General features: G+C 38.5%; 23 protein-coding genes and 1 riboswitch. Of the genes, 7 read left to right on the plus strand and 16 right to left on the minus strand.

What is annotated here, in order from left to right; translation table 11 throughout:
• Positions 1 to 4: 4 nt before the first annotated feature.
• The 3 genes from H4J63_RS10630 to H4J63_RS10640 all read right to left on the minus strand — a co-directional run bounded on the left by H4J63_RS10630 (position 5) and on the right by H4J63_RS10640 (position 2,783).
• Positions 5 to 1,654: a DUF1566 domain-containing protein gene (locus H4J63_RS10630; RefSeq protein ID WP_182196454.1), complete on the minus strand. Its 1,650-nt coding sequence runs from the start codon at positions 1,652 to 1,654 to the stop codon at positions 5 to 7.
• A 69-nt stretch (positions 1,655 to 1,723) separates the two neighbouring features.
• On the minus strand, positions 1,724 to 2,056 hold the full coding sequence (locus tag H4J63_RS10635) for a hypothetical protein (RefSeq protein ID WP_182196456.1): 333 nt from the start codon (positions 2,054 to 2,056) through the stop codon (positions 1,724 to 1,726).
• A gap of 22 nt (positions 2,057 to 2,078) precedes the next feature.
• Entirely contained in the window at positions 2,079 to 2,783 is a 705-nt protein-coding gene (locus tag H4J63_RS10640; protein WP_182196459.1) for a DUF2982 domain-containing protein, read from the minus strand.
• 246 nt (positions 2,784 to 3,029) lie between these two features.
• Between H4J63_RS10640 and H4J63_RS10645 the strand changes: the two genes are divergently transcribed.
• The 3 genes from H4J63_RS10645 (at position 3,030) to msrA (ending at position 7,806) form a co-directional block, all read left to right on the plus strand.
• Entirely contained in the window at positions 3,030 to 4,082 is a 1,053-nt protein-coding gene (locus H4J63_RS10645) for an efflux RND transporter periplasmic adaptor subunit (RefSeq protein ID WP_182196462.1), read from the plus strand.
• A gap of 3 nt (positions 4,083 to 4,085) precedes the next feature.
• Positions 4,086 to 7,184, plus strand: a complete 3,099-nt coding sequence (locus H4J63_RS10650) for an efflux RND transporter permease subunit (protein WP_182196465.1) — start codon at positions 4,086 to 4,088, stop codon at positions 7,182 to 7,184.
• Positions 7,185 to 7,269: 85 nt separating this feature from the next.
• Positions 7,270 to 7,806 (plus strand): peptide-methionine (S)-S-oxide reductase MsrA, encoded by a 537-nt coding sequence (msrA, locus tag H4J63_RS10655; protein WP_182196467.1) that lies wholly within the window; start codon positions 7,270 to 7,272, stop codon positions 7,804 to 7,806.
• Positions 7,807 to 8,042: 236 nt separating this feature from the next.
• Here msrA and H4J63_RS10660 read toward each other — a convergent pair whose 3' ends face one another.
• Together H4J63_RS10660 and H4J63_RS10665 are read right to left on the minus strand one after the other, a co-directional pair.
• The gene (locus H4J63_RS10660) at positions 8,043 to 9,893 is read right to left on the minus strand and encodes a TonB-dependent receptor domain-containing protein (protein ID WP_182196470.1); all 1,851 of its coding nucleotides are present in this window, start codon (positions 9,891 to 9,893) and stop codon (positions 8,043 to 8,045) included.
• 36 nt (positions 9,894 to 9,929) lie between these two features.
• A riboswitch (cobalamin riboswitch) is annotated at positions 9,930 to 10,114 on the minus strand.
• A 166-nt stretch (positions 10,115 to 10,280) separates the two neighbouring features.
• The gene (locus H4J63_RS10665) at positions 10,281 to 10,763 is read right to left on the minus strand and encodes a YajQ family cyclic di-GMP-binding protein (protein WP_165744842.1); all 483 of its coding nucleotides are present in this window, start codon (positions 10,761 to 10,763) and stop codon (positions 10,281 to 10,283) included.
• Between the two features lie 152 nt (positions 10,764 to 10,915).
• On the opposite strand from H4J63_RS10665, the gene H4J63_RS10670 reads away from it, so the two are divergent.
• Together H4J63_RS10670 and H4J63_RS10675 are read left to right on the plus strand one after the other, a co-directional pair.
• Entirely contained in the window at positions 10,916 to 11,269 is a 354-nt protein-coding gene (locus H4J63_RS10670; protein ID WP_002958754.1) for a VanZ family protein, read from the plus strand.
• Entirely contained in the window at positions 11,262 to 12,164 is a 903-nt protein-coding gene (locus tag H4J63_RS10675; RefSeq protein ID WP_182196473.1) for a ketopantoate reductase family protein, read from the plus strand. The genes H4J63_RS10670 and H4J63_RS10675 overlap by 8 nt, the downstream gene beginning before the upstream one ends.
• A 25-nt stretch (positions 12,165 to 12,189) precedes the next feature.
• Here the strand turns inward: H4J63_RS10675 and thiI are convergent, their stop codons facing one another.
• Positions 12,190 to 13,647 carry a tRNA uracil 4-sulfurtransferase ThiI gene (gene thiI, locus H4J63_RS10680; protein WP_165744838.1) on the minus strand — a complete coding sequence of 486 codons (1,458 nt, stop codon included), beginning with the start codon at positions 13,645 to 13,647 and terminating at the stop codon, positions 12,190 to 12,192.
• A 380-nt stretch (positions 13,648 to 14,027) separates the two neighbouring features.
• Entirely contained in the window at positions 14,028 to 14,693 is a 666-nt protein-coding gene (locus H4J63_RS10685) for a TetR/AcrR family transcriptional regulator (RefSeq protein WP_165744837.1), read from the minus strand.
• Positions 14,694 to 14,891: 198 nt separating this feature from the next.
• Here H4J63_RS10685 and coaD point away from each other — a divergent pair, with 198 nt between their 5' ends.
• The gene (coaD, locus tag H4J63_RS10690; RefSeq protein WP_039484868.1) at positions 14,892 to 15,383 is read left to right on the plus strand and encodes a pantetheine-phosphate adenylyltransferase; all 492 of its coding nucleotides are present in this window, start codon (positions 14,892 to 14,894) and stop codon (positions 15,381 to 15,383) included.
• Positions 15,384 to 15,415: 32 nt separating this feature from the next.
• Here coaD and H4J63_RS10695 read toward each other — a convergent pair whose 3' ends face one another.
• The 9 genes from H4J63_RS10695 to argC form a co-directional block, all read right to left on the minus strand.
• Positions 15,416 to 15,934: a hypothetical protein gene (locus H4J63_RS10695; RefSeq protein ID WP_182196475.1), complete on the minus strand. Its 519-nt coding sequence runs from the start codon at positions 15,932 to 15,934 to the stop codon at positions 15,416 to 15,418.
• Between the two features lie 1,023 nt (positions 15,935 to 16,957).
• Positions 16,958 to 17,455 carry a hypothetical protein gene (locus H4J63_RS10700; RefSeq protein WP_182196478.1) on the minus strand — a complete coding sequence of 166 codons (498 nt, stop codon included), beginning with the start codon at positions 17,453 to 17,455 and terminating at the stop codon, positions 16,958 to 16,960.
• Positions 17,456 to 17,460: 5 nt separating this feature from the next.
• Entirely contained in the window at positions 17,461 to 17,994 is a 534-nt protein-coding gene (locus H4J63_RS10705) for a hypothetical protein (RefSeq protein WP_182196481.1), read from the minus strand.
• Between the two features lie 14 nt (positions 17,995 to 18,008).
• Positions 18,009 to 18,212, minus strand: a complete 204-nt coding sequence (locus tag H4J63_RS10710) for a hypothetical protein (RefSeq protein ID WP_182196484.1) — start codon at positions 18,210 to 18,212, stop codon at positions 18,009 to 18,011.
• Positions 18,213 to 18,470: 258 nt separating this feature from the next.
• Positions 18,471 to 20,336 carry an argininosuccinate lyase gene (argH, locus tag H4J63_RS10715; protein WP_002958762.1) on the minus strand — a complete coding sequence of 622 codons (1,866 nt, stop codon included), beginning with the start codon at positions 20,334 to 20,336 and terminating at the stop codon, positions 18,471 to 18,473.
• Between the two features lie 51 nt (positions 20,337 to 20,387).
• On the minus strand, positions 20,388 to 21,590 hold the full coding sequence (locus H4J63_RS10720) for an argininosuccinate synthase (RefSeq protein WP_182196487.1): 1,203 nt from the start codon (positions 21,588 to 21,590) through the stop codon (positions 20,388 to 20,390).
• Positions 21,587 to 22,519, minus strand: a complete 933-nt coding sequence (locus H4J63_RS10725) for an ornithine carbamoyltransferase (RefSeq protein ID WP_182196490.1) — start codon at positions 22,517 to 22,519, stop codon at positions 21,587 to 21,589. Before H4J63_RS10725 ends, H4J63_RS10720 begins: the two co-directional genes overlap by 4 nt.
• A 7-nt stretch (positions 22,520 to 22,526) precedes the next feature.
• A complete protein-coding gene (gene argB / locus H4J63_RS10730) occupies positions 22,527 to 23,294 on the minus strand; it encodes an acetylglutamate kinase (protein WP_002958765.1) in 768 nt (255 codons plus the stop codon).
• Positions 23,295 to 24,305: an N-acetyl-gamma-glutamyl-phosphate reductase gene (gene argC, locus H4J63_RS10735; RefSeq protein ID WP_024596072.1), complete on the minus strand. Its 1,011-nt coding sequence runs from the start codon at positions 24,303 to 24,305 to the stop codon at positions 23,295 to 23,297.
• A gap of 224 nt (positions 24,306 to 24,529) precedes the next feature.
• Here argC and argE point away from each other — a divergent pair, with 224 nt between their 5' ends.
• On the plus strand, positions 24,530 to 25,678 hold the full coding sequence (gene argE / locus H4J63_RS10740; protein WP_182196492.1) for an acetylornithine deacetylase: 1,149 nt from the start codon (positions 24,530 to 24,532) through the stop codon (positions 25,676 to 25,678).
• Positions 25,679 to 25,830: the final 152 nt, after the last annotated feature.

Genomic DNA, 25,830 nt, shown 5'->3' on the forward strand with positions numbered 1-25,830 from the left:
TCTCCTAACGACTTCTAACTAAACGTACATAAGCAGTATTTTCTTTTGGATAAGCAAGGTCGTTACCATCACTCATATCAATGATATACGCTTGAGATAAACTGGTACCATCAGCTGCTGTCTGTGAGGTCCAGTAACGTAAATGGCTTAATGCACTTTCACTTGGCATATTAGGAAAAAATGCCTCATCAATTAATATACTTTGCCCTTGTTTACCGTAATCAATTAAGCTCAAAAGCTCTGTATAAGTAGGTAATCGCCAGTTTGTACCACCACAAAAATCTAAATCATTAACTTCGTTTATATAACTTTGTACTCCACAACTTGTATTGTCCGGACACGTTGAATTGGCTGTACTGGTATCGGTAAAAGTCGTATTCCCTACATCCCAAAAGTAATGATTTTGACCATCACGTAACGAAGTATTTGGTACCGTGCCAGATGCCACACTTTTCACCTCCCATACAAGCCCAGTAACATTATCGCGTATACAGGTAAAGTCACTACTATCATCACCAACTTCATCAGCAAACTCATTAAGTTTAGTGTAATCAAACGCTAAATTACCTTTGCCAACTTTATCTAAGCGGTTTGCATAGCTATCGCGTCCAAGCTCTGCATCTTGCGCTGGAAAGTCATCACTCTCACAATTAATACGTTGAGTATTGTTATAACACTCACCAACACCACTATCGTTGATGAGTCCAAGTGCTTTGGGTGATACATCAACAAATAAAGAGTCTGTATCGGTGCGTCCTTTTGAGTCGGTTACCGTGACTTCAAAGCTCAATGTAGACTCAGTATCAACATCTGAGGCAAAAAATGTCGTTGTACATTGGTCGCTATTGCTTAATGTTTCGCTATTACCGGTAAGTTGTTGCCATTTACACTTATAGATATCGGTAACTGTTTCGCTATTTGTAGCATCAAGCGTTACTTGTCCAAACTCTTCAACATTTTGATCTGCGCCTGCATTTGCATCTACTAACTCATTTGTTTTGTTGAGTGTCATTGAATATTGAGTACTCGCCTCGCCACCCTCATCATCAGTGACAGTTAGCTGCCAAGATAAATTCACGTTGCTTTCAAGTAATGGATGAGAAAAGCTAAGAGTTGATTCATTAAAACTCTCAATATCTAAATCAGGACCCGATAGCAATTGCCACAAATAACTATCAATTTGACCATTATCATCAGGATCGCTCGACTCTAGGGCACTCAAAGTCACTGTATCTTTGTATACAGAGGGAAGTGTTTCAGGAGATGTTTGTGTAACAACAGCAAGAGGTAGTTGGTTATTAGAGCTCACTGAAATAGAAATGTCGTCACTAACAGCGCTACTACCTGTACTTTGATAGCTCACTCTTAATATTATTTGACTATCAGTTTTTACGTCAGGTGCAGTAAGTGTTTGCTCAGCGCCTTCAAGGGGGAAACCTTCTATGCTTGGGCCACTAACTTGTTGCCATGAAAAAGTACCATCAGCGGGGGAACCTTGTGCTGTGATGGTAAATTCAGATTTTTCGATAATTTGTAAATCGGCTCCAGCATTAACAGACGTTTCAACAACTGTATTATCACTATCACCGCCACCGCCTCCACACGCACTCAGTAAACCACACGAAATGAGGGGGATTAAAGCAAACGCTTTCATACGCAGCACCTTATTATGTCAAATAATTACTATAGTGTAATCACTAGCAATAAAGATGCCATTAAAGTACTACATATATGTGTCTTGATGAATACGTACAAACAACTTCGTACCGATTTTACTGTAATCTATTTTGTATTCACGCCCGTCTAGAGCTTGAATAAACAGCAACTGCTTTTCTTCGCCAAATATATCAGCGCTACTTACATAAACCATTTCTAAATAACGCTCTTTTGCATCACGGCGGTTTTTAGGTAATTCTTCTTTAAATGGCTCCAGACCATGTTGCGTTACTTTAATTCGAGGATGAATTTCAGAGTTTACAATCACTAAATCATGCTTTTTATCTTTATGTATTATGGTGTTTCGACCACTTTTTAAAAAGGCTCTCTCTTGACTCATTTTTCTTTCCTACAGTCGTAACTTAATTACTAAGCTGCGACGCTATAAACTGACTAGGCTCGCGCTTCCACTTATTTAAGTTAGCACTAAATGCCCAAATATCTCTATCTAACACGCTGGCAGGCAATAATAAATCGTAACCTGTTAGCTGCTGAAGGTGCTTAGTTCTATTAGCAAACATGGCTATAAGCCCAGTATAGCTTATCCCTTTATGGGATGTGTAATGTGTATCTTCTATTAACCATTCTGATGGGCAATTGCCATTTTTGCAATGTTTTTGAACAACTTGCATAAATAAATTACGCTGCTCTATTAATAATTTCCCTGCAATTCTAGGCGCTATGCTTGATAAAAAGTCGTCTATATCATTTACCTTAACGCCAACCGCATTTAATTCTAAATAGTCAAAGCCATCTTCTACTTTGGGTATTCCACTGTGATCAAAGTTACTATGAGGCATACACCAAGCTCCGTACTTGTGGCAATAAACGAGCTCAGATTCGCTTAATATAAGGCTATGGTATGGTTCTTGAGATTTTAAAAATCCAATAAAAATAGCCACAAGGCACAAGCTCACTAAAAATATTTCAAGTATGCTAATCTCACCCGGCCTCAGTAAATTAAATAACATAATAAAGACTAAGCCTATAGCACCTACAACAATCGCCTCAATTGCGTTTCGCGCGCCCTGTGCCCGAAACTTAATGACATTGTCAGATTTATCCATATCGGTAAAACACCATATAAAAAACAAACATAATAATGCCCCAAATTATGACCTTTCTTGTTGTTATACATAAGTTACAGCTAGTTTTAAATTTCATACATTACCACTTTTTCCTCAACAAAATAGGAACAATGAATAAATCTTATTTACTTTTACGCTTAACGCACAAATTTATGAGATACATAACCGTCTTTTCACGGTCTTATTTCGTACAATACTTACAATTCATTTTCAGGTATGAAATCAATGTACTCAAGACAATCAGGTAAAGCACTTTTTCCATTTATTATTACGTTACTTCTAATATTTAGCGTTTATTTATATTTACCCGCTAGCCACGGCGAACAAGCCGATTCATCACAAATGTCTACCCAAGTAACGGCTCATACTGTTACTTCTGAGGAAAACGCAGTGATGATAGAGGCCATCGGTAGTGCACGTGCAAACCAAGCTATTTATATAAAAAGTGCGCAAAACGATTATGTCACAGATATATATTTTAAAGATGGCGACTTAGTCAGTAAAGGACAAAAATTAGTACAGTTACAAAGCCAACAAGAGCAACTTGCAGTTAAAGAACTCGGTATTAACTTACGTGAGGAAAAACGCCAGTTAGATCGCCTTACCGAACTTTCACGCTCGCAATCAACGGCAAAGTCGTTACTTGAGGAGCAGTTATCTCGTGTTGATGCAACAGAGGCCCAACTAGAAAGCGCTAAAACTAAATTAAACGAAATGACTATTAGTGCGCCGTTTTCAGGCCTGTTAGGTAAGCGTGAAATATCAATAGGTGCCTACGTAAGTAATACAACAATAATCACAACACTTGATGATATTAGTATTATTAAAGTTGACTTTAAAGTACCTGAAAAATATTTAGCACAATTAAATATGGGTATGAAAGTGCTTACGCAAAACGATGCCTACCCAGGACAAACATTTAACGGCAAGGTAACGCATATTAGCTCGCGTATTGATTCGGTTACTCGCAGTGTTGAAGTAACAGCAAGCTTTGCCAATAAATCAGGATTACTTCGCCCTGGTATGTTACTAAATACAGCACTTGAGCTAAGCAGCAACCAAGCTTTAATGGTGCCAGAAAAAGCGGTTATACCTTTGCAAGACAAACACTTTGTTTTTCAAATTCAAGATGGGATAGCTAATAAAATTGAAGTGCATGTTGCTAGCAGAAATAATGGCTGGGTTGCTATCGACGAGGGCCTAACTGATGGCGAGCAAATTGTTACTGAGGGGCTAATAAAAATTCGCTCTGGAAGTAAAGTAAGCGTAAAGGGGTAATACGTGAAAATTACAGATACTAGCGTCAAGCGCCCCGTTTTTGCCATTGTAATTAATTTACTGCTTCTTACTTTTGGACTGGTTGCGTTTACTATGCTGCCACTTCGTGAATACCCGGATATTGAAACGCCGATTGTAAATATCAGCACTGAATACACAGGTGCTTCTGCCGAAATTATAGAAACCAAAATAACGCAAATAATAGAAAATCGAATTTCAGGTATTGAAGGTATTAAAAGTATTAACTCATCGAGTCGTAATGGACGTTCAAACATTACCATTGAGTTTGATATTAACCGCGACATAGATGCAGCATCTAACGATGTACGCGAACGTGTAGCACGTGCACTTGATAGTTTGCCCGATCAGGTACGCCCGCCAGAAGTATCTAAATCAAATAGTGATGAAAGCCCAATCGCCTGGTTTGTATTAAACAGCGAAACAATGGACTCGTTACAGCTCTCTGATTACGCGCAGCGTTTTATTGTTGACCGCTTAGCCGTAGTAGATGGTGTATCTAACGTACGTATTGGTGGTGAGCGCCAATACGCCATGAAAATTTGGCTTAACCGCCAAGCAATGGCCGCACGGGGTATTACCTCAAGCGATATAGAAAACACACTTCGTACAGAAAACGTTGAGTTACCTGCTGGCGAAATAGAATCTATAGATCGTGACTTTACCGTGCGTACTGCCCGTAGTTATAAAGATCAGCGCGATTTTAAAAACCTGGTAATTAAACGTGGTGATGAAGGTTACTTAGTACGTTTAGGTGAAGTTGCCGATGTACGTTTAGAAGCTGCCGATGACGAAAGCTTATTTCGTGGTAACGGGCGTAATATGATTGGCTTAGGTATTGTAAAACAAGCTAAAGCAAACACACTAACCGTAGTAGATAACGCACGCAGCGAACTTGAAAAAATCAAACGAAACCTACCTGAAGGTACCACAATTCAAGACAGCTACGATTCGTCTGTATTTATTAAAGAGTCTATTAATGAAGTTTACAGCACACTTGCCATCTCTATGGGTTTAGTCGTACTCGTTATATTTTTGTTTTTAGGCAATATACGAGCAACGCTTATTCCTGCGGTCACCGTACCGGTCGCACTTGTTGGTAGCTTTATGTTTTTGTTGGCAATGGGCTACTCAATTAACTTACTAACTTTACTTGCCTTAGTACTGGCCATTGGTTTAGTAGTAGATGATGCCATTGTAATGCTTGAAAATATTCACCGTCGTATTGAATTGGGTGAGCCGCCGTTACTAGCTGCATTTAGAGGCGCGCGTGAAGTAGGTTTTGCCATAGTAGCAACCACGCTTGTACTTATATCTGTGTTTGTGCCATTAGTATTTATGGATGGCCGTATAGGTGCATTATTTACTGAGTTTGCTATGGCGGTAAGTGCTGCCGTATTTTTCTCAAGTGTTACAGCACTTACTCTCGCACCAGCTTTGTGCTCTAAAGTACTTAAAGTATCAGACAAACCAAATAAATTTAGCCAATGGATGGACCGTCAATTTACTAAAATTGAAGTAAGTTACCGTAATTCACTCTCCACTAACATAACCCGAAAATGGGGCTTAATGGTGAGCTTATTATTAGCTGGCTTTGTTAGTTACTCGTTGTTTTTACAAGTTCCTTCTGAGCTAACACCAAAAGAAGACCGTGGCACGTTCTTTATTATGATGAGCGGCCCTGAAGGCGCAAGTTACGAAAATAACGCCGCTAATATGGCTAAAATTGAAGAGCGCCTAATGCCTTATTCGCAAGCAGGTGAACTGAGTCGCGTACTTGTTCGAGTACCCGGTTGGGGTGGCAGCGGCGGTGTTGCGATTGTGGGTATGGCCGATTGGGATAAACGCAAACGCTCAACGTGGGAAGTAATGGATGAAATAAGCGGTAAAATGCAAGAAGTTACCGATGTTCGTGCATTTGCCATTATGCGCCGTGGTATTGGCGGTGGTGGTTCATCTCGCCCAATTGAGTTTGTGCTGCAGGGTAATGACTATGCACAACTTGCCGATTGGCGTGACCGTATAATAAAGCGTGCTGAGCAAAACCCTGGTTTAGTAAGAATCGATCATGATTATAAAGAAACCTTCCCACAGTTTTTAGTCAGTATAGATAAAAACAAAGCCGCCGATTTAGGCGTGTCGGTATCTGATGTAGGCCGTACACTAGAAACAATGCTTGGCCAGCGCCGTGTTACAACCTTTATTGACCGCGGTGAAGAATACGATGTGATTTTAAAAGGGACTAAAGAAGATTTCACCAACCCTACTGATATTTCAAATATATACCTTAAATCACGAAGCGGTGAACTAGTACCACTTGATAGCCTTATCAGCTTAAAAGAAGAAGCAACAGCCTCACGCTTAAACCGTTACAACCGTATGCGCGCAATTACATTAAGCGCCAACTTAGCCGACGGTTATACACTTGAGCAAGCGCTTAACTTTTTAAACGAGGTAGCCGCGCAAGAAAACGATATAGATGGCGCAGTAGATTACAAAGGTGAATCGCAGCTTTACTACGAAGGCGCATCAGCGATGACCTACGTATTTATACTTGCACTCACTGTTACCTTTTTAGTACTGGCAGCACAGTTTGAAAGCTTTATGCATCCGTTCGTCATTATGCTTACCGTACCACTTGGTTTAATGGGCGCTATGTTCGGACTTTGGGCTACAGGACTTACCTTAAATATTTACAGCCAAATAGGTATTGTCATGCTCATAGGGCTAAGTGCTAAAAACGGTATTTTGATTGTAGAATTTACTAACCAACTACGCGATAAAGGCGTTGAATTTAGTGAAGCTATTTTGCAAGCAGCAACTCAGCGTTTGCGCCCTATTATTATGACCTCGCTGACTACGGTTATGAGTTCGGTACCTTTAGTACTTGCTTCAGGTCCGGGCGCTGAAAGCCGTATGGTGATAGGTGTAGTCGTGTTTACTGGGGTTATTGTATCGACCCTACTAACTCTTTTTGTTGTACCTGCTGCATATTATGCACTTGCACGTAACACTCAATCACCTGAATTTTTACAGCAAAAATTAGACAAACAAGCCGCTGAAAAACCTTTCGAAGAGATCTAGCCTCTTAATTGCGCCGTAACCTTGTTGTTGCGGCGCATACAATTTATGCTCGCCTTTAAACCCCATATACATTTTAGGAATACTTATGAGCTCAACAACGCAAGTAGCAACATTTGGTTGCGGCTGTTTTTGGTGTATAGATGCTGCATTTAGACGTGTAAATGGCGTACTAACCGTAAGCTCTGGCTACACTGGTGGCGAAACTGACGCCCCAACATATAACTCTGTATGCTCAGGCACAACCGGTCACGCTGAGGTTGTTAAAATTGAATTTGACGCGACTGTAGTTAGCTTTGAAACACTCTTAGCAATGTTTTTCACACTGCATGACGCAACACAATTGAATCGCCAAGGTAACGATATAGGCACACAATATAGAAGTGTTGTTTACTATCACGATGAAGCTCAACTTAAGCAAACCAACGAAATGATAGCTCAACTGCAAAGCCATGTCGCTGAGCCAATTGTGACAGAAATCAGCCCTGCCACTACGTATTACCCAGCAGAGCATTATCACCAAGATTACTATAACGAAAATCCACAGCAGGGTTACTGTAGTATTTTAATAGCACCTAAGTTACACAAATTTGAAACCGTATTTAAAGAGTTCTTAGCTGATTAATACCAATCTGCATAAGTATAGAAGCTATTTAACGATAATAAAATTGCGCTCTAACTAGGCAAAAATTTTATATCTAGTGGTTCTAAATAAAAATTTATAACGACGTTAGCGTATGATTTAATCGGTTAAACTGTTTAGAGGTCTATGCAGGTTGGTATAACTTAAAAGTAAACAGAAAATGCAAAAAGCCCGATAACTTATCGGGCTTTTGTATTTTTTATAACTAAATAATAAACTTAGAACTGGTAGCTAATCCCAGCAAATACTTGTCTGCTGGGTGCGCTGTAACCTAAAAGCTCACCACTTGCGGCAAAGCCAATACCCGCAGTGAAGTACTCTTTATCAGTTAAGTTTTCAATACGTGCATGTAGCGCTAGATTATCTAAAAGCTGATAGTTAGCAGCAATATTAAACACAGTAAACGCTGCAATTTCTGTATCGTAGTATGAAATTGAATCGCGAGATGAGCGATATAGCATGGTTAGATTGGCGTCAAAATATCCCCAACTTTTAGTAAGTGTATAATTAAATGCTTCAGATGGACGACGCGCTAACTCTTTACCCGTAGTTTCATCTTCTGTATCTAAAAAACTTAAGTTAGCGTTATGTTCAAATCCTAATGCGCTAAACTCAGCACTAATTTCAACCCCTTGCATAGACACACGCGCAACATTTGAAGGGACATATTTTCCCAAATTAGCGTCATATTGGTTTTCAATTAAGTTTGTAATATTATTATCAAAAATAGTAATATCGTAACGACCCCATTTTGTTGTAAGCGTAATGCCCAGCTCATTATTCACAGCCTCTTCGGGCTTAATATCGCTGTTACCTACATAATAGAGGCTATTCGTTACAAACGCGTTCACCAATGATGGTGCTCTAAATGCTGTACCGTGACTTGCACGAACACTAATATATTTATTAGCTTTATAACCAACACCTGTGCTGTATGTATTAGCGCGACCGTGGTAATCGTAATCATCGGTTCTAATAACAGCACTAGCAAGCCATATGTCATCGTCATAAAAAGCACCAATAAATAATGCTTTATTATCGCGTTTTTCATGTAATGAAGTTGCTGTAGAACCGGATAAATCTTCTTGTAATAAATTAACACCGCCACTTAATTCTAGTGTTTGAGTTAAAGTATATAGACCACGATATTCTGCTTCAAAACGTTCAGTACTATAAAAAGTATTTACTGCAGTCCCTGTTTGCTCATTTTCTTCTTGCGATAAACTGACTGAAACACCTTGATTATAATTTTGAGAGCTTTTTTCCCAACCTAATTTAGCTATATAGTTTTCAAAATCATAAGCGTCGCTAGAGTATGCCGAGTCGTATTCACCCTCACCCTCACTATACTGTGCTTGTGCGCTAAATTGACCCAAATCTTCAGTATGATAGCTTAAGTTAAAACCAATATTTTTATTTCTATAGCCATCATCATCATGATCTTTAGTAATTGCAGCAGTAGGGTCTTTTTCAGTAACATCAAAGCCATCTGTTTCTTCATAACCTGCATTGTATTTAAAGCTCAACGCATCTTTAGCTACCCCACCTGCTAGCTGATAGTTTGAGTAACTATTGCTACCAAATGTTGCAGATAAGGTATTATTAATTGCATCACGAGTAATGATGTTAATAACCCCTGCGATTGCATCTGAACCATAAATGGCCGCGCGAGCACCTTTGATAACTTCGATACGTTCAATGCTATTAACAGGGATATTAGTAAGCGACACACTCCCCGATGTCGCATCACTTATCCTAACACCATCCACCAAAACCAATGTGTATTTTGCCGACGCGCCACGTACAAATACATCCGCTTTTTGCCCAAAGCCCCCATTACTTACAATATCAAGACCAACAACTGTATTTAAAAGAGAGGGTAAATCGCGTACGTTGCTTGCTTCTATTTCTGCACGCTCAATAACATTTACACTTGCTAAAACGTCATTGATTGATTGCTCAAATTTATTAGCTGTAACGGTTATTTTTTCAATTGATTGCTCTGCGCCAGACACAGAAAATGAAAGCGCAGCAGAAATAGCAACGCCTAAAGTTATTTTGTTTAACATGATGTCCCCTACCTTTGCCCACCGCAAAGATTTAAGTAAGTAAGATAGCATCAAGGCCGGTCTCCGGACTCAGTAAGCACATCAAAATATGCAATACTTTACCGTTGCGGGGGCAGTGTTGGGCTTGTAGTCATCATGAAAACGCACCAACTTCCCGATTATCCTGCTAAAAAAATCATTACATGAAGTGGCTAGCAAGCACCTTGAAAATATGTCGCTATTGTGAGTATTTTGTTTACAAATGTCAATGGACGTCTATATAGCTAAAGCTAGATTTACCTATGATAAATACGAAAAATAACCTCACAGAAAAAAAGCCAAACATTACTGTTTAGCTTTTATTAATACATTCAACACACTCGTTAGCTAGGGTCTAGCAGGTGCACTTTAGTCACGAAAGTTTTTAAACTGAAAAGGCTGACCTAGCTCAGCGCTGCGCACTACTTGCATAGCCTCTTGAAGATCGTCACGTTTTTTACCTGTCACACGCACTTCTTCGCCTTGAATAGCGGCTTGTACTTTAACTTTTGAATCTTTAATGGCTTTAACCACTTTTTTGGCCATGTCTTTTTCGATACCTTGCTTTAACCCAACGTTACGAAATACATTTTTTCCTGCACGGCTAATATCTTGAAGTTCTAAACTAGCTACATCCATACCGCGCTTTGAAATTTTTCCCGCTAAAATATCAAACAACTGCATAACTTGAGAGTCAGCTTCTGCTTTAAGCTTAATTGTTTTATCGTTTAGCTCAATAGATGCATCAACGCCTCTAAAATCAAAGCGAGTCTCTAGTTCACGGTTTGCGTTATCAACCGCATTTTTAGCTTCGTTCATTTCTACTTCAGATACAATATCAAATGAAGGCATTAGTATACTCCTAACTATTTAATCTTAATTTTATGTGGCAATTATAACGCTAAAATTATAAATCTTTACATTTTTCTGCATCTTGTTCAGGTGCGATACTAAATTAGTTTGATATACTTGCGCCTCTTTTTTAAGCGATTTTAGGATTTGTCGTGACAAGGCGTGTTTATCAAGCAGTTTTTTTAATCAGCATAGTGGCTTTCACCTTTTTATTTGCCAAAGAAATAAAAGGTGGCGTTGTAAATTTATTTCCTCATGTTGATAAAGTTGCCCATTTTGGGATTTTTTTTATATTAGCCATAATAATGGACAAGGCTTTTAAGCTTCCTTTATATGCTCAAATACTCTTATTGGCAGGTTATGGCGCCTCAATAGAAATAATGCAAGACGCACTCCCTTATAGGCAAGCATCACTTGGTGATTTTTTTGCTGATTTTGCAGGTGCTGCAAGCTACTTTTTACTTAGAGTAATTTTTACACCTCGAAAAAAGAACCCACATGGCTAATATTTTAATCGTTGGCGATGGCGCTATTGGCTTATTGCTGAGCCACTTTTTGAGCGCATCGCATAATGTCAGTGTTTTAACTCGTAAAAACCCAACAAACACCCGCTTTTACAGTAGAGGTAAGGGTGCATCAAAAAAAATTGACGCAAAATTTATTTCATTAAATCAGCTAGATAAAGCAACTGAATTTGATGTAATTTTATTTACCGTTAAAGCTTTTCAAGTGCTTGATGCGTTTTCTCAAATAAAGCCACTTTTACCGACACATTGCTCTGTTGTACTTTCGCATAATGGAATGGGCAACGTTGATGAGATAAATAACCAGCTAAACACTCATCAAGCACTCTACTTTTTAACGACAAGCATAGCGGGCTTTAAATCAAACCAATATATTGTGCAACACACAGGTGAAGGACAAAGCGTTATTGGTGGCTGTAATGAGCTTGCACTTCAAAATAGTGCGCCAATAGCTGATATTTTTAAAGTAATACCCAACCTAAAGTTTACTAATAACATTCAGCAGCTTCGTTTTGAAAAGCTACTCGTCAATATTGCCATTAATCCATTAAGCGCTTTAAGTAATGTAAAAAATGGCGAATTACGTGCACCTAAGTACAATACAATAATTTTTAATGCACTCACTGAAGCATGCAATATTGCAAAGGCTCAAGGGCTTAATATCCCATTAATTAAAGCGCTCAATACCGCTTATAAAATAATGGAGTTAACCGCAAATAATTACTCATCAATGCAGCAAGATATAGCTCACAATAGAGAAACTGAAATATCAGCTATATGTGGCTATATTAGCCAACAAGGTAAACTTCACAGTATTCCAACGCCTTACAACGATGAGTTGTTAGTCAAAATTCAGGCAAAAAAAAGCGTGGTATAAACCACGCTTATATAAGCTTTTAACTTTACGGGCGATAAACTTTTACCGTTTCGAAGCCCTGTTCGTGCAGCATAAGTGCCTGTAGTTGGCTCATTACGCCTCTGTCACAATATAAATAGTAGTCGGTGTCTTTTGGTAAATCACCAAACTTAGTAGCTAAACGGAAGAACGGCAAATGCACCACTTCAATACCATCGATTGCAAGCGGTGCAGCTTCTTCTTCTTCTGGTGAGCGAATATCAATTACTACAGAGCCTGCAGGTAAATCAGCAACTGACTCAGCCTCTTTTAGCTCTTGCTTGGCCTCTACGTCAATATCGCGTACATCCATTATGCGCGCGTTATTTACTACGGTATCTAGCACATCAAAATCGAACTTTTCTTCTTCGGCTTCTATTACTTCAATTTTGGCTTTAACTGTCGGCTTTTTAGAAATAACACCACAATATTCAGGCATCGTTTCAGCCATTTCAGCTGTACCAATTTGGCGAGCAAGATTAATAATTTCTTGTTTATCATTTTGAATTAGCGGGCGTAAAATAAGCGTTTCAGTAACACGGTCAATCACGCTTAAGTTCGCTAATGTTTGACTAGATACTTGGCCAATACTTTCACCTGTGACAAGCGCCTGAATGTTCAACTTTTCAGCCACTACACTTCCTGCTCGCATCATCATACGTTTAAGCACAACACCCATTTGGCTGTTTTCAACGTTTTCTAGAATTTCAGCAACAACAGGTTCAAAATCAACTGTTATAAATTTAACTTTATGTGTTGAGCTGTATTTTTTCCATAAAAAATAGCTCGCTTGCTTAACACCAATCTCGTGCGCTGCGCCACCTAGATTAAAGAATAAAAAGTGCGTACGTGCGCCTTTACGAATCATTTGGTAACTTGCTACGCCAGAGTCAAAACCACCCGACATAAGTGAAAGCACGTCTTCTTGCGTTGGTAGTGGAAAGCCCGCCATACCAAAATGCGTTTGCGAAACAATGTAAGCTTTATCGTCTTTTACTTCTAAGCGTATTGTTACTTCTGGACGGCTAAGCTTAACGCTTGCGCCTTCAATATGTTGATTTAGCCCACCACCAACATAGCGCTCTAAATCAGTCGAGGTAAAGTCGTGTTGGCCTATACGCTTAGCACGCACACAAAAAGTTTTTCCCACAATTGTGTGACCCACTAACGCTATTGTTTTTTGATAGATATCATCGAGAGTTTCAAATTGCGTCTCAGTTACTTCAATAAACTGAACGATACCAGGTATGCGTTTAAGGCTGTCGATAAAATCAAGACGAACTTGTGCATCTTCAAGCTTTGTAACAACTGAAATATTATCCCAGTTATTTCTTACTTGTACTTTTTCGTCAAGACGTCGCAATACAATTTTAATGTTATTTTCTAACACTTTAGTAAAGCGTTTACGGACCGAACGGCTTTTGATGGCTATTTCAGGATGTAGTTTGACGATAAATTTAAGCATAGTTCACTCTTAGACTGCGGGAATTCGCGCTCCCAGGCATTTGGCGCGCGATTATAGCAAAAAATTCAGCGTCTAGGAAACAACCAATAATTATCGACTAAGCAACCGCGAGGGCCTGTTTATCTTTCGAGGTTAAATTTGCAGCAGTGTGTTTGGTATTTTAGCAAGGCAGAGCCTATGTAGCGTGGTTATTCCCTATAAATAGGCGATAACGTAGCATAAATGCTAAACATACGCTGCTCGAAGGATTCTGCCTTAGGGCAATTAACTCTTTGTTGCCTACATAGATGTAGTCAGTAAGGTAACGCAGGAGCAGTTACCGAGCCCACAAGATTACAAATCTCGCATCGCGATTTAATCGCCCCTAGATTGAACAAATTTTAATCCTGAAGGGTCACAGCCCCTAAGGCTTGTTGTGCTAACTCGGTGTACTTTTCGCGTAGCAGGTTCATTTTATCGATACTTTTATCGGTACTGTACGCTCTAAATAATGTAAGTACTTTTAAAATACCGTGATATATATCTTGCTCAGCAAGGGTACCGCTTGGCCTACGAGCCTTAATATAAGGCGTCCAAAAGCTAACAGTTAACTTTAGTGTATGGGCTAAATCAATAACATCTTGCTCATCAATAGCAATCATTTCACTATCGCGAAGACCTAGAATAATTTTACGAACTTGCTCTAATAACTCTAACTGAAAATCAATGTAAGCTTGTTTTAGCTCAGTGTCTCTGGCGAGTATATCGCCAAGATTGTCGTAAAAAAAATGGTAACGCCACATCAATTCAAATAACGAATCTAAATAAGCCGTTAAATGATTAAATGCATCATCATCTTTATTAATAGGTTTAAAGTGAGTATTTAAATGATCGCGATACAGCGCAAAAATATGACGGATAATGTCTTCTTTATTTTTAAAATGATAATAAAGATTACCCGGGCTCATCCCTAAGTTTGATGCAATATGATTTGTCGTTATTGCACGCTCACCATTTTCGTTAAACAACAAAATACTGGTGTGTATTATTTTATCCTTGGTATTCATATGCTAATACTCAAATTATCTATAGGCTACATTACACTCAAAAGAGGTAAACAGTATAAACAAATATGAATCATTAAAACACTCAAACCTTGGACTGATCTGTTCAAAGAAAGTAAGTGTTTATATGCTTTATTAGCTAGGCTGCTTTGTGGCATAAACACTGTTAAACTAGCGCTAAAATCATAAATAGTGAACATTATGAAAGTTATTGCAATTTACCCGGGCACCTTTGATCCACTAACTAATGGTCATACAGATCTTATTCAACGTGCAGCTAAAATGTTTGATACCGTATTAGTTGCGGTTGCGAACAACCCAAGTAAAAAACCCTGTTTTAACCTTGAAGAACGTGTTGAACTTGCAAACTCTATTTTAAGTCACTTAGATAATGTTAAGGTCATTGGTTTTTCTGGCTTATTGGCTGACCTTGCGCGCGATCACAATGCTAATGTGCTTATTCGTGGTATTAGAGCGGTATCTGATTTTGACTATGAATTTCAATTAGCTAACATGAACCGCCGCCTGAATCCTGATTTAGAAAGTGTATTTTTAACACCCGCAGAGCGAAATTCATTTATTTCATCAACGCTCGTTAAAGAAGTAGCACGTCACAATGGTGATGTAAGCGAGTTTGTAGATCCTGTAATTGTCAAAGCTCTAAAAACTAAACTGGGCTGTGGTGCCCAATAACACTTCCCGAATTAGCGCATAACTTGTATGCGCTAATTTGGCTTTTGTATAGATGATGATTTTAATTTTTTAATTAACCAAACAAGTTTTAGCAAATCTTTATTGATAATTAGTATTAGCGCCATAGTGATATCAATAATAGGCATAAGAAAACCATACAGCATCCACAGCCACCAAAAGTCCCAATTGCCATAAAGAGTATTATCAATATACATGCTCATAAACAGTGAGGCATTGATACCAAGCCCTACAATAAGATAATAAAATCCGTACGGTATTTTGCGTCCTAAAAAAATACGCCACATAAAAATAACGGCAATTGTTAGTACATCAAATATAAACATCTTTAAATGCGGAGCTGCAGTAGTTATGTCCATAAATAAACTAAGTGTGTACGAAGCCATCATAATAAAGCTAAGGTGAACTCGGCTTTTATCTTGCTTATTAATGGCAATTGATAGAGTGAACAAAAAAGAAAAAACAAACAGCCATGTAATAAGTATTCCAAAATATTCATTAACTGAATTTAATTGCCAAAATAGATCCTCCATTCTATTCAACCTTTTGATGAGTGCTTTTTCTACGATTAAGTAAATACCGTTTTAATGCAACCAAACCTAAAAAATCTTTATTAAAGATAAGCGCTAATGGCATTATCAAATCTGTAAAGTACATACCAAATACATAAACGTTCCAAAACCACCAATAATATAGAGTACCTAAAATCTCTATATCGTAATGCATAGCTAAAAATAAAGATGCGTTAATACTCAGACCAAAAACAAGATAATAAAATGCGTTAGGAATTGGGCCTCGACTGCAGTACCGAAACGTAAAAATAATAATTAGAGTTACAATATCGAAGTAAAAATAGTTTAAGTGAGACACTATAACCATATCGAACAGTGTACTTAAGGTATACGAAATCATCATAATACCAGAAAGGTACATTGTATTTTTATAGGGACTGTTTATGCTTGCTGACAAATTATAAAGAAATGCAATTACAAAGAGCCATGTAATAAAAATACCTACATAATCTCTAATCGCTACCAGATCCCACAGTATATCAGCCATCATGCCCCTTTATGAATTTATTATTTCGCAACCACCCTTTTAGTTTATACAAACCTAAAATATCCTTGTTTATAAAAAATATAGCTACCATTATAAAATCCGCAGCGTTGACCCCTATCGCGTAAGCATTCCAAAGCCACCAGTAGCTTGTATTATTTGATATATAGATGTCGTAATGCATGAGAAAGTGTAGAGCTGAGTTTATAGCTAAACCAGTAATAATATATAGATAGGTAATACCATCATGCCAGAGCCGCCTAAGGGAAATAATAACTAGGAGAGTTAAAATATCGGAAAACAAAAAATCTAGATAAGTTACCGTATCCAGATTTGTAAATATACTAAATGAATATGAAATACTCATAACCAAAGACAAATACACTCTTTCTTTATTAGGCTTATTAATCGAATGAGCAAGGGAGTACAAAAAGGCCATAAGGAATCCCCATTGTACAAATGCACCTATGTACAAAGAAACTGTTGGGCTAATTAAAAGCTCATTCAATATTTTTCAACTTTTTAAAGTTCAATGTAACCCATCTTTTAAAAATGGTATTTTTATTGAATACTAGTGAAAGAATCATTAAAACATCGAACATATTTACACCAACAGAATAAACACTCCAATACCACCAAGGCTCATAGTTATATAAAACGTATAGGTCATAATGCATTATGAGAGTGAGTACAGCATTTGTTGTTAACGCAAAGATGATGAAGTGAAAGGCTGCAGAACGTTGGAGTACTTTTAAGTGCTCTAAAATTAATAGAGCTAAAATTGTGATTAAATCATAAAGCGCCCAGTTTAAATATAAACTTTCTAATAAGTTTATATAACCACTGGAAATATATGAGCAGAGCATAAGCGCAGACAAATAAACCGAGGATTTATTTTCTTTATTTATACTGGAGGCTAAACAATATAAGAAGGCCATTAAAAAGCCCCATTGAGAGAAAGCTTCTACATAATCCATCAGGGCTTCAGTAACGTACATTTAAGCTAGGTTACTTTATGGGTATCGTTTGACTTGAAGTAGCTGAGAGTTTTATTTTTTAATTTATGAAGACCGAGAAAGTCTCTATCTACAATAAGAGCTACAACCATTGTTAAATCAATAATAAAAACAGATATTGTATAAATATCCCAAAATATCCACGGCTCTTGATTGCCATAAATAAACATATCAATATGCATTGATAAGGTTAAAACTAAGTTTACGCTCAAACCTATTATTAAATATAAAAAAGAATCTGAAGTTTTTCTAATGAAGGCAAAGGCTATAAACAAACATATAATTGTAGCCAAATCGTAAATAACCCAATCTAAATAAGTAATATTATATATTGACAGCCAAGTAAGAAAATAATCAGATGATGAGTATGAAGTCATCATAATGAATGAACTGAGTAATAAAGTTGTGCCTCTTTTAACATCTAAGCTGTAAACAAAAATATTAAAAAAGAAGGCCATTAGAAAAGCCCACATTATCAAAGCTGAAAGCGAGAAAAAACCAAATAACTCAGTTAAAAACATTAAAAACCTTAAAATTACTTAGGGCGGAGACCACCTGGCAATATGATAGAACCGCGCTGTAAGCTATCACTACTTGCTGCAGAGATAGCCTCTTGAGAGAAGCTTACTGTATCAGATTGCAGGGTTTTAGGGCTAGCAGTTTGTTCCATTGCAGGCTTTAATTGTTGTGTTTTGTTGTATGCTTGCATTTGTAATTGGCTATTAGCTGAAACTTGCATGTGATTGATCCTTGTAAAAGTTTTATTTATATTTGGTGCAACTTTTAACCACATTATTATGTAGATAAATGCATTACCTGTTTTAAGCAGTGATAGCTATTTTGCTATCTATCTTATACACAGCAACCAATGTGCCAACTTTTTTTGACGCATTAAAATTCACTCAAAAATATAATCAAACCAAACAACTCCGACCAGTTTACTGCAAATATAAAAAAACGCACAGGGATAACCGTACGTTTTTTGTATCCAGGGAGTTTAAGCTACGTATTTACACGGGATCTCCGCACGTGTACTTAGCTTCAAAATATATTCCATTGCTACTTCGTCACAATTTTCTTTACGAAGGCAAAGTTCACAATCTTTCATTACTTTTTCAGGCAAAGAGTCTTTGCTACAAAAAGTAAAACGTTGTTGTTCAAAAAAATCGGGGACACGGGTCAATACAATAACTCGGTTAAGTGCCAATTTTTTGGCTTTAGTAAGTAGGTGCTCTACAAGCTGTCTACCCTGCCCCGTCACTTTACTTTTTGGGTCTATACCCAATGAGCGTATTTCAGCAAGGCCGGTATCGTAAATGTATAACGATGCACAGCCCGACACTTTTCCATTTATTTCAGTAACTGCAAACTCGTTAATAGAGTGCACCATATCGCTTTTTGCACGAGGTAGGTTTTCGCCTACCGTTGCCCAATGCTGTATAAGTGTTGCAATTGCCTCTACATCATCTAAATTTGCATCACGTACCGTTATTTGCTGTTTTTTTTTGGCTTCTTTAACAGCATTAGTTACTTGCTCAATAGACGTCCCACCAAGCGCTTGACGCGCTTTTATACACGCATCAATTTCAAGTACTGGGTAAACATCATCTTCAAATACAGTGTTTACTGATTTGTACTGCTCAAGTGATAGCTCCTCAAGCGTTTTACCTTCGCTAATCGCAAGCTGTACAAGTACACCCACAATGTGATGCCCTTCTCTGAATGGCACACCTTTAGCAACTAAGTAATCAGCAAGCTCGGTGGCATTAGCGTGGCCGCCTTTTGCCGCTGCTAACGTTTTATCGCCATTTACTTTTACGCCTTTAATACATGCTTGCGCCATATGAATACATGCAAGCCATGTTGGCATAGCGTCAAACAGGCCTTCTTTGTCTTCTTGCATATCTTTATTGTATGCAAGTGGCAGCGCCTTTAATGTCATCATCATAGCGCTAAATGCACCAAATACACGTCCGGTTTTACCGCGAATAAGCTCGAGTGCATCAGGATTTTTTTTCTGAGGCATGAGCGATGAGCCTGACGTGACGTTATCAGCAAGCTCTATAAATCCGGCTTCACCTGAATTATAAAAAATCAAATCTTCAGACATACGAGATAAGTGAATCATCGAAATAGACGCACAACTTAAAAGATCTAACACGAAGTCACGATCAGATACGCCATCAAGGCTATTTTTTGTAGCCGCTGTAAAACCTAATCCGTGGGCTAATGCTTGGCGATCAATCGGATAAGCTGTACCTGCTAATGCACCACTGCCTAATGGGCAAAAATTCATGCGCGCTTTAGCATCTTGCAGGCGGCTTTCATCGCGCTCTAGCATTTCTACATACGCCATACACCAGTGGCTAAACAATACTGGTTGTGCGCGCTGTAAATGCGTGTAACCTGGCAATATTGTGCCAAGCTCTCGTTCTGCAAGCGCTACAAATTCGCCTTTTAGCTGTGCAATGGCATCTAATAAATGATCGGCTGTATCACGGCACCATAGTCTAAAATCGGTGGCAACTTGGTCATTACGGCTTCGGCCTGTATGTAATTTTTTAGCTAAATCACCTACTTTTTCAATTAGAGCAGCTTCAACGTGTGAATGAATATCTTCTGCACCTGAAGTAGCAACTGATTGTGGATCAGCTTTAACTTCTTCAAGTAGCTCATTTAATGCAGCAACTAATTTTGTATGCTCATCACTTGAAAGTACATTTACCTGTTCAAGTGCACCTGCCCATGCCACAGAGCCAATAATATCTTGCTCTGCTAACTGGTAGTCAAAGGGAAGAGAGTCGTTAAATTGCTTAAACGCCTCATCTGGACCCGTAGAAAAACGTCCGCCCCATAATGCCATGAAATCTCTCCAAACCCTGTAGTGCCCCTTTTATAAGGGGCTATAAATAATTTACTTTTTAGCCAATGCTGAAATTCTGCTTGAAAGCGAGAATAAACGAATAAAGCCTTCAGCGTGTGACTGGTCATATACATCATCTTCGCCAAATGTAGCAAATGCTTCGCTGTATAAGCTATTTGGTGATTGCTTTTGAACCGCAGTTACTTGACCTTTATATAACTTAAGTACCACTTCACCTGTTGCCACTTTAGAAAGTGCTTCTGCACCGGCTAAAATAGAATCTTTAAGTGGTGTAAACCAACGTCCGTCATACACTAAATGTGAAAATTCACCACCTAGTACTTCTTTCCACTTACGGCTTGCTTTATCAAGCACTAGCTCGTCAATGGCTTGAAGCGCAGCCATAATTACTGTGCCACCTGGTGTTTCATAACAACCGCGTGACTTCATGCCAACTAAACGGTTTTCTACAATATCAACACGTCCAACGCCATGAGGCGATGCAATATCGTTTAATTTAATTAAACAGTCATATGGTTTAAGTTCTTCGCCATTTACAGCAACCACTTCGCCTTCAACAACTTTTAAAGTTACTAGTTCTGATTTATCTGGCGCTTGCTCTGGAGAGTTAGTCCAAGTCCATACTTGCTCAGTTGGTTGGCACCATGGATCTTCAAGCTCACCACCTTCGTGCGAAATATGCCAAGCGTTAGCATCACGGCTATAAATTTTTGTAGCAGATGCTGAACACGGAATGTCACGCTCTGCTAAGTAATCAAGTAATGATTCTCGACTCGATAAGTCCCACTCACGCCATGGCGCAATTACTTTTAAATCTGGAGCAAGGGCCGCAAAACATGATTCAAAACGAACTTGGTCATTACCTTTACCAGTACAACCATGAGAAAGTGCATCAGCACCTACTTTACGTGCAATTTCAACTTGTGCTTTAGCAATAATAGGACGCGCCATAGACGTACCTAGTAAATAAGTACCTTCGTAAATCGAGCCCGTTTTAAGTGTTGGATAAATGTAATCACTTACCATTTCATCTTTTAAATCAACTACGTAACATTCTGAAGCACCTGAAGCGATTGCTTTAGCTTCTACGCCTTCAAGTTCTTCTGCGCCTTGACCTACATCCGCTACAAACGCAACAACTTCACAACCGTAGTTTTCTTTTAACCATGGCACGATAGCCGATGTATCAAGACCACCTGAATAGGCTAAAACGACTTTTTTAATTGAACTCATAGGTGTTCCTTAACAAAATTTGGATTTAGTAATGTAACTAGCAAAGCATTTTGCGCGTGCATGCGATTCTCTGCTTGTTGAATAATTTTCGATGCTGGACCATCCATTACCTCAGAGGTAATTTCAAATTCACGGTGTGCCGGTTGGCAATGTAATACCGTAGTTGCACCTGTTTGATCTAGCAATGCCTGATTTAATTGATAAGGCATATATTTTTCTTTAACTTGCCCAAGCGGTGTTGTATCACCCATTGATACCCAAGTATCTGCATATACAACGTTTGCACCAACAGCCGCTTCAACACGGTCACTTACCATCACTGATGCGCCATTCATTGCCGCTATTTGCTCTGCCTTTTTAAGGATTTGCGAATCAGGCGAGCTGCCTTTTGGCGTTACAGCAACAAAATCAGTGCCAAGCGCTGCCGCTAAAAGCATTAATGAATGAGTTACATTGTTGCCCTCACCTAAGTAAGCCACTTTAAGCTCGCTCACATCGCCGTGAACTTCTTGAAGCGTTAAAAAATCAGCAAGAGCTTGGCATGGGTGGTATAAATCACACAAACTATTTACTACCGGTACTGATGCGTATTCACCTAATGTAGTTAATGTGCTGTGCTGATTTACGCGTGCAACAATACCATCGGCCCAAGTAGAAATATTAAGTGCGAAATCTTTAATTGATTCACGTGCACCCATAGCGCCATTTTGCTGATCTAAATAAACTGCATGGCCACCAAGGCGGTTAATACCTATATCAAACGATAAGCGAGTACGTAAACTTTGTTTTTCAAACAATGTTACGATTGATTTTCCCGCTAATACGTTGCTGTATTTTTCTGGTTTTGCTTTTATATCTTGCGCTAACTTTAATAAATTAAGTGCGCCTTCTTGGTCTAACTCTAAACCCGTTAAAAAATTCTCAAACATAATAAACCTATGGTGTAATCTTAGTTCCGACATGCTCGCCTTGTAGCAGAGCAGTTAAATTTTCTGGCTTTTGCCAGCTGGAAATATACACACCGCGTCGTAAATGTTGGGCAGCGTGAAGGCTGGTCTTAACTTTGACCTCCATCCCGCCCACAATTACTCCATTTGTAATTAAAGTATCAATGTGTTTTGTGTCAAGTTGATGTAACGGCTGTTTATTTTCGTCAAGCACTGCTTCAACATCCGTCATAAAAATAAGCTCAGCATTTAAGTTACTAGCAATAGCCGCTGCTGCTTCATCTGCATTTACGTTGTACCAAAGCCCTTGCTCATCAAAGCCTATAGAGCTAACAATCGGTAGGCGACCGATTTTAAGTAAATCATTAACAATAGAATCGTCGTTGCTTTTACATTTACCCACTAAGCAAAGCGCTTTTAGCTTTTGAGTGGCAGTAACACCTGCCTCAAAAAGGCTTAAGCCCACAGGTTTGTGCCCAGCACTAATAGCTTGAGTCATTAATTGTTTATTAGCGCAACCTGCGAGTGCACCCACTATATAAGGCATTTGCTCTGCTGGGCTAATACGTAATCCTTGGTGTTTAGCACTGGCAAAACCCGCTTGTTTTAACCATGTATCAACTAAAGCGCCACCGCCATGAACAATGACAAACTCATCATTTGTTTGCTCATTTAATACATCAAACAACGCTTTTGCTGCATTTTCTGTATTAAGTACTGCACCACCTAGTTTAATTACCCACGTTTTTTTACTCATTTAAAACGCTCCTTTTAAACCAGTGGTATGATCTAAATTCATAGAAATATTAATACACTGTAAAGCTTGTCCAGCAGCGCCTTTTAATAAGTTATCAATAGCAGACATCACAATTAACTGCGTTCCTTGTTGCTGCCAGCCAATATCAACAAATGGCTGCTTAGCTACACCTTTAATTGAAGGTACTTTATCGCCTAATAAACGAATTAATGGCTCGCTCGAAAGTACTTGATAAGCCGATGCAACGTTTTCCTTGGTAACGCCTGGCTTAAGCTGTACATAAATAGTTTCTAAAATACCGCGCGGAAAATTACCTAGATGCGGTGTAAACAACACTTTGTGGCCAAGGTGTTGTTCAATTTCAGGGCCGTGGCGATGGTTAAACAAACCATAAGGTGCAAGCGACACTTCACAAAAATGCGTTCCTACACTGGCTTTACGCCCTGCGCCTGTAACGCCCGAAACCGCATTAATAATAATACTTTCGCTGCTTAATAAGCCTGCTTGCTTAAGCGGTTTTAGCGCATTAAGCGCTGCTGTTGGGTAACAGCCTGCAACAGCAATTAGCTTTGCATTAGCGATAGCATCATGGTTCCACTCAGCTAGACCGTAAGCCGCTTCATTTAAAAGCTCTGGATGTTGATGCTCAAAACCATAGTAAGTAACGTAGTCGTCATTGCTTGCTAAACGATAGCCACCAGATAAATCAAATACCTTTTTACCCATAGCTAAAAATTGCGGCGCTAGATCAACACTTACTTTGTGATCGGTACATAAGCATACGTAATCAGCATCACTTTGAATGTCATCAAAAGCTGATACGCTAAGAGGAAGTAAAGGGCAGTCTAGTAAGCCAAGGTGCTCTGGGTATAAATCACTTAGCAATTTATTTTTATCTAAGCTACCCTCTGATACATAACAGCCTGTTAAAGTTAAGTTTGGATGCTTAGCAACTAAACTTGCTAACTCTGCGCCGCTGTATCCGCTTGCGCCAATAATCACTACATTCATTTGTTACTCGTTATCTTAAAATTAATTACTACTTATCTATAATGTTCGCTTAAACTAGCTTAGACGCTAATTAAGTCTTTTTTATTAATGAATTTTGATTATCGTCGCATTATTTTCATGGCGTTACTTTTAATATATTTATGCTTAAAAAGTGAATTGATATTCATCATAAATACTTTTATATTGTTATGCAATTAAATTGAATAATAATTTTGGATTTTTTTATGCCTTTGCCTTCGTTTATTTCCATGTACCAACAATTGATTGCAGCCCCTTCTATTAGTGCTATTGAAGACAACCTGTGTATGAGCAATAAAAACGTAATTAAACTCCTAGCCAGTTGGTGCGAAACAATCGGTTTTACGTGTGAAATTATAGAATTAGAAGGAGGTAAAGGGCGCTATAATTTATTAGCAAAACGCGGAGAAGGTGATGGCGGATTAATGCTAGCTGGTCATACCGACACAGTGCCTTTTGATGACAGTCGTTGGAATCATAATCCATTTAAACTTACCGAACTCGATAACAAATTGTATGGGCTAGGAAGTATTGATATGAAAGGCTTTTTTGCTTTTGTATTACAAGCGATTAGTGAACTTGATGAAAAGCAGCAAACTCAGCCTATTTTAATCCTTGCCACCGCCGACGAAGAAACAACGATGGCTGGTGCACAACAAATATGTAAGCACCCGAATTTAAAACCTGCGCGTTGTATAATAGGCGAACCTACTGATATGACGCCAGTATTTATGCACAAAGGCCATATGAGTACAGCAATAAGAGTGGTTGGTCGCTCTGGGCATAGCTCCGATCCCGAACGTGGTCTTAACGCCATTGAAGTAATGCATAAAGTGATTACAAAATTGATGATCTTAAAAGAACAATTAAAGCATAAGTATTCAATAAACCACTTCGAAATCCCTTATCCAACATTAAACTTAGGTAATATTCATGGCGGCGATAACGCGAATAGAATTTGTGGTTGCTGTGAAATGCATATAGATATGCGCCCATTACCAGGTTTAAGTGTACAAGAACTACAAGCATTAGTACTCGATGCAACGAAAGAGATAAATCAGCAATACCCAAATGCGGTGAGCGTTATTGATTTACATGAACCAATACCGGCATTTAGTGGGAGCACCGACAGTGCTTTAGTAAAAATGGCTGAAAAAATAGCGGGGCAAAAAGCGGTCGCAGTAAATTACTGCACTGAAGCGCCGTTTATCCAGCAACTCGGTTGTGAAACGATTGTAATGGGCCCAGGCTCAATTAACCAAGCACACCAGCCTGATGAATTTTTAGCGATGGAAAAAATAAAACCATCACAACAAATAATCACTGATCTTATAAAAGCAAATTGCTTTAGCTAATAAGATTACAATAAAGGCGCCAATTGGCTGTCTCTTATACACAAATCCCTGCTAAGAAATTAGCGGGGATTTTTTTGAACTAAATCTCAATGTCATGATCAGATCTTCAAATCTTGTTTGAGGGCACATTATGATTAACGAACATACTCATT

It is taken from the genome of Pseudoalteromonas sp. 5Ae-yellow (assembly GCF_014077565.1).
GTDB lineage: Bacteria > Pseudomonadota > Gammaproteobacteria > Enterobacterales > Alteromonadaceae > Pseudoalteromonas.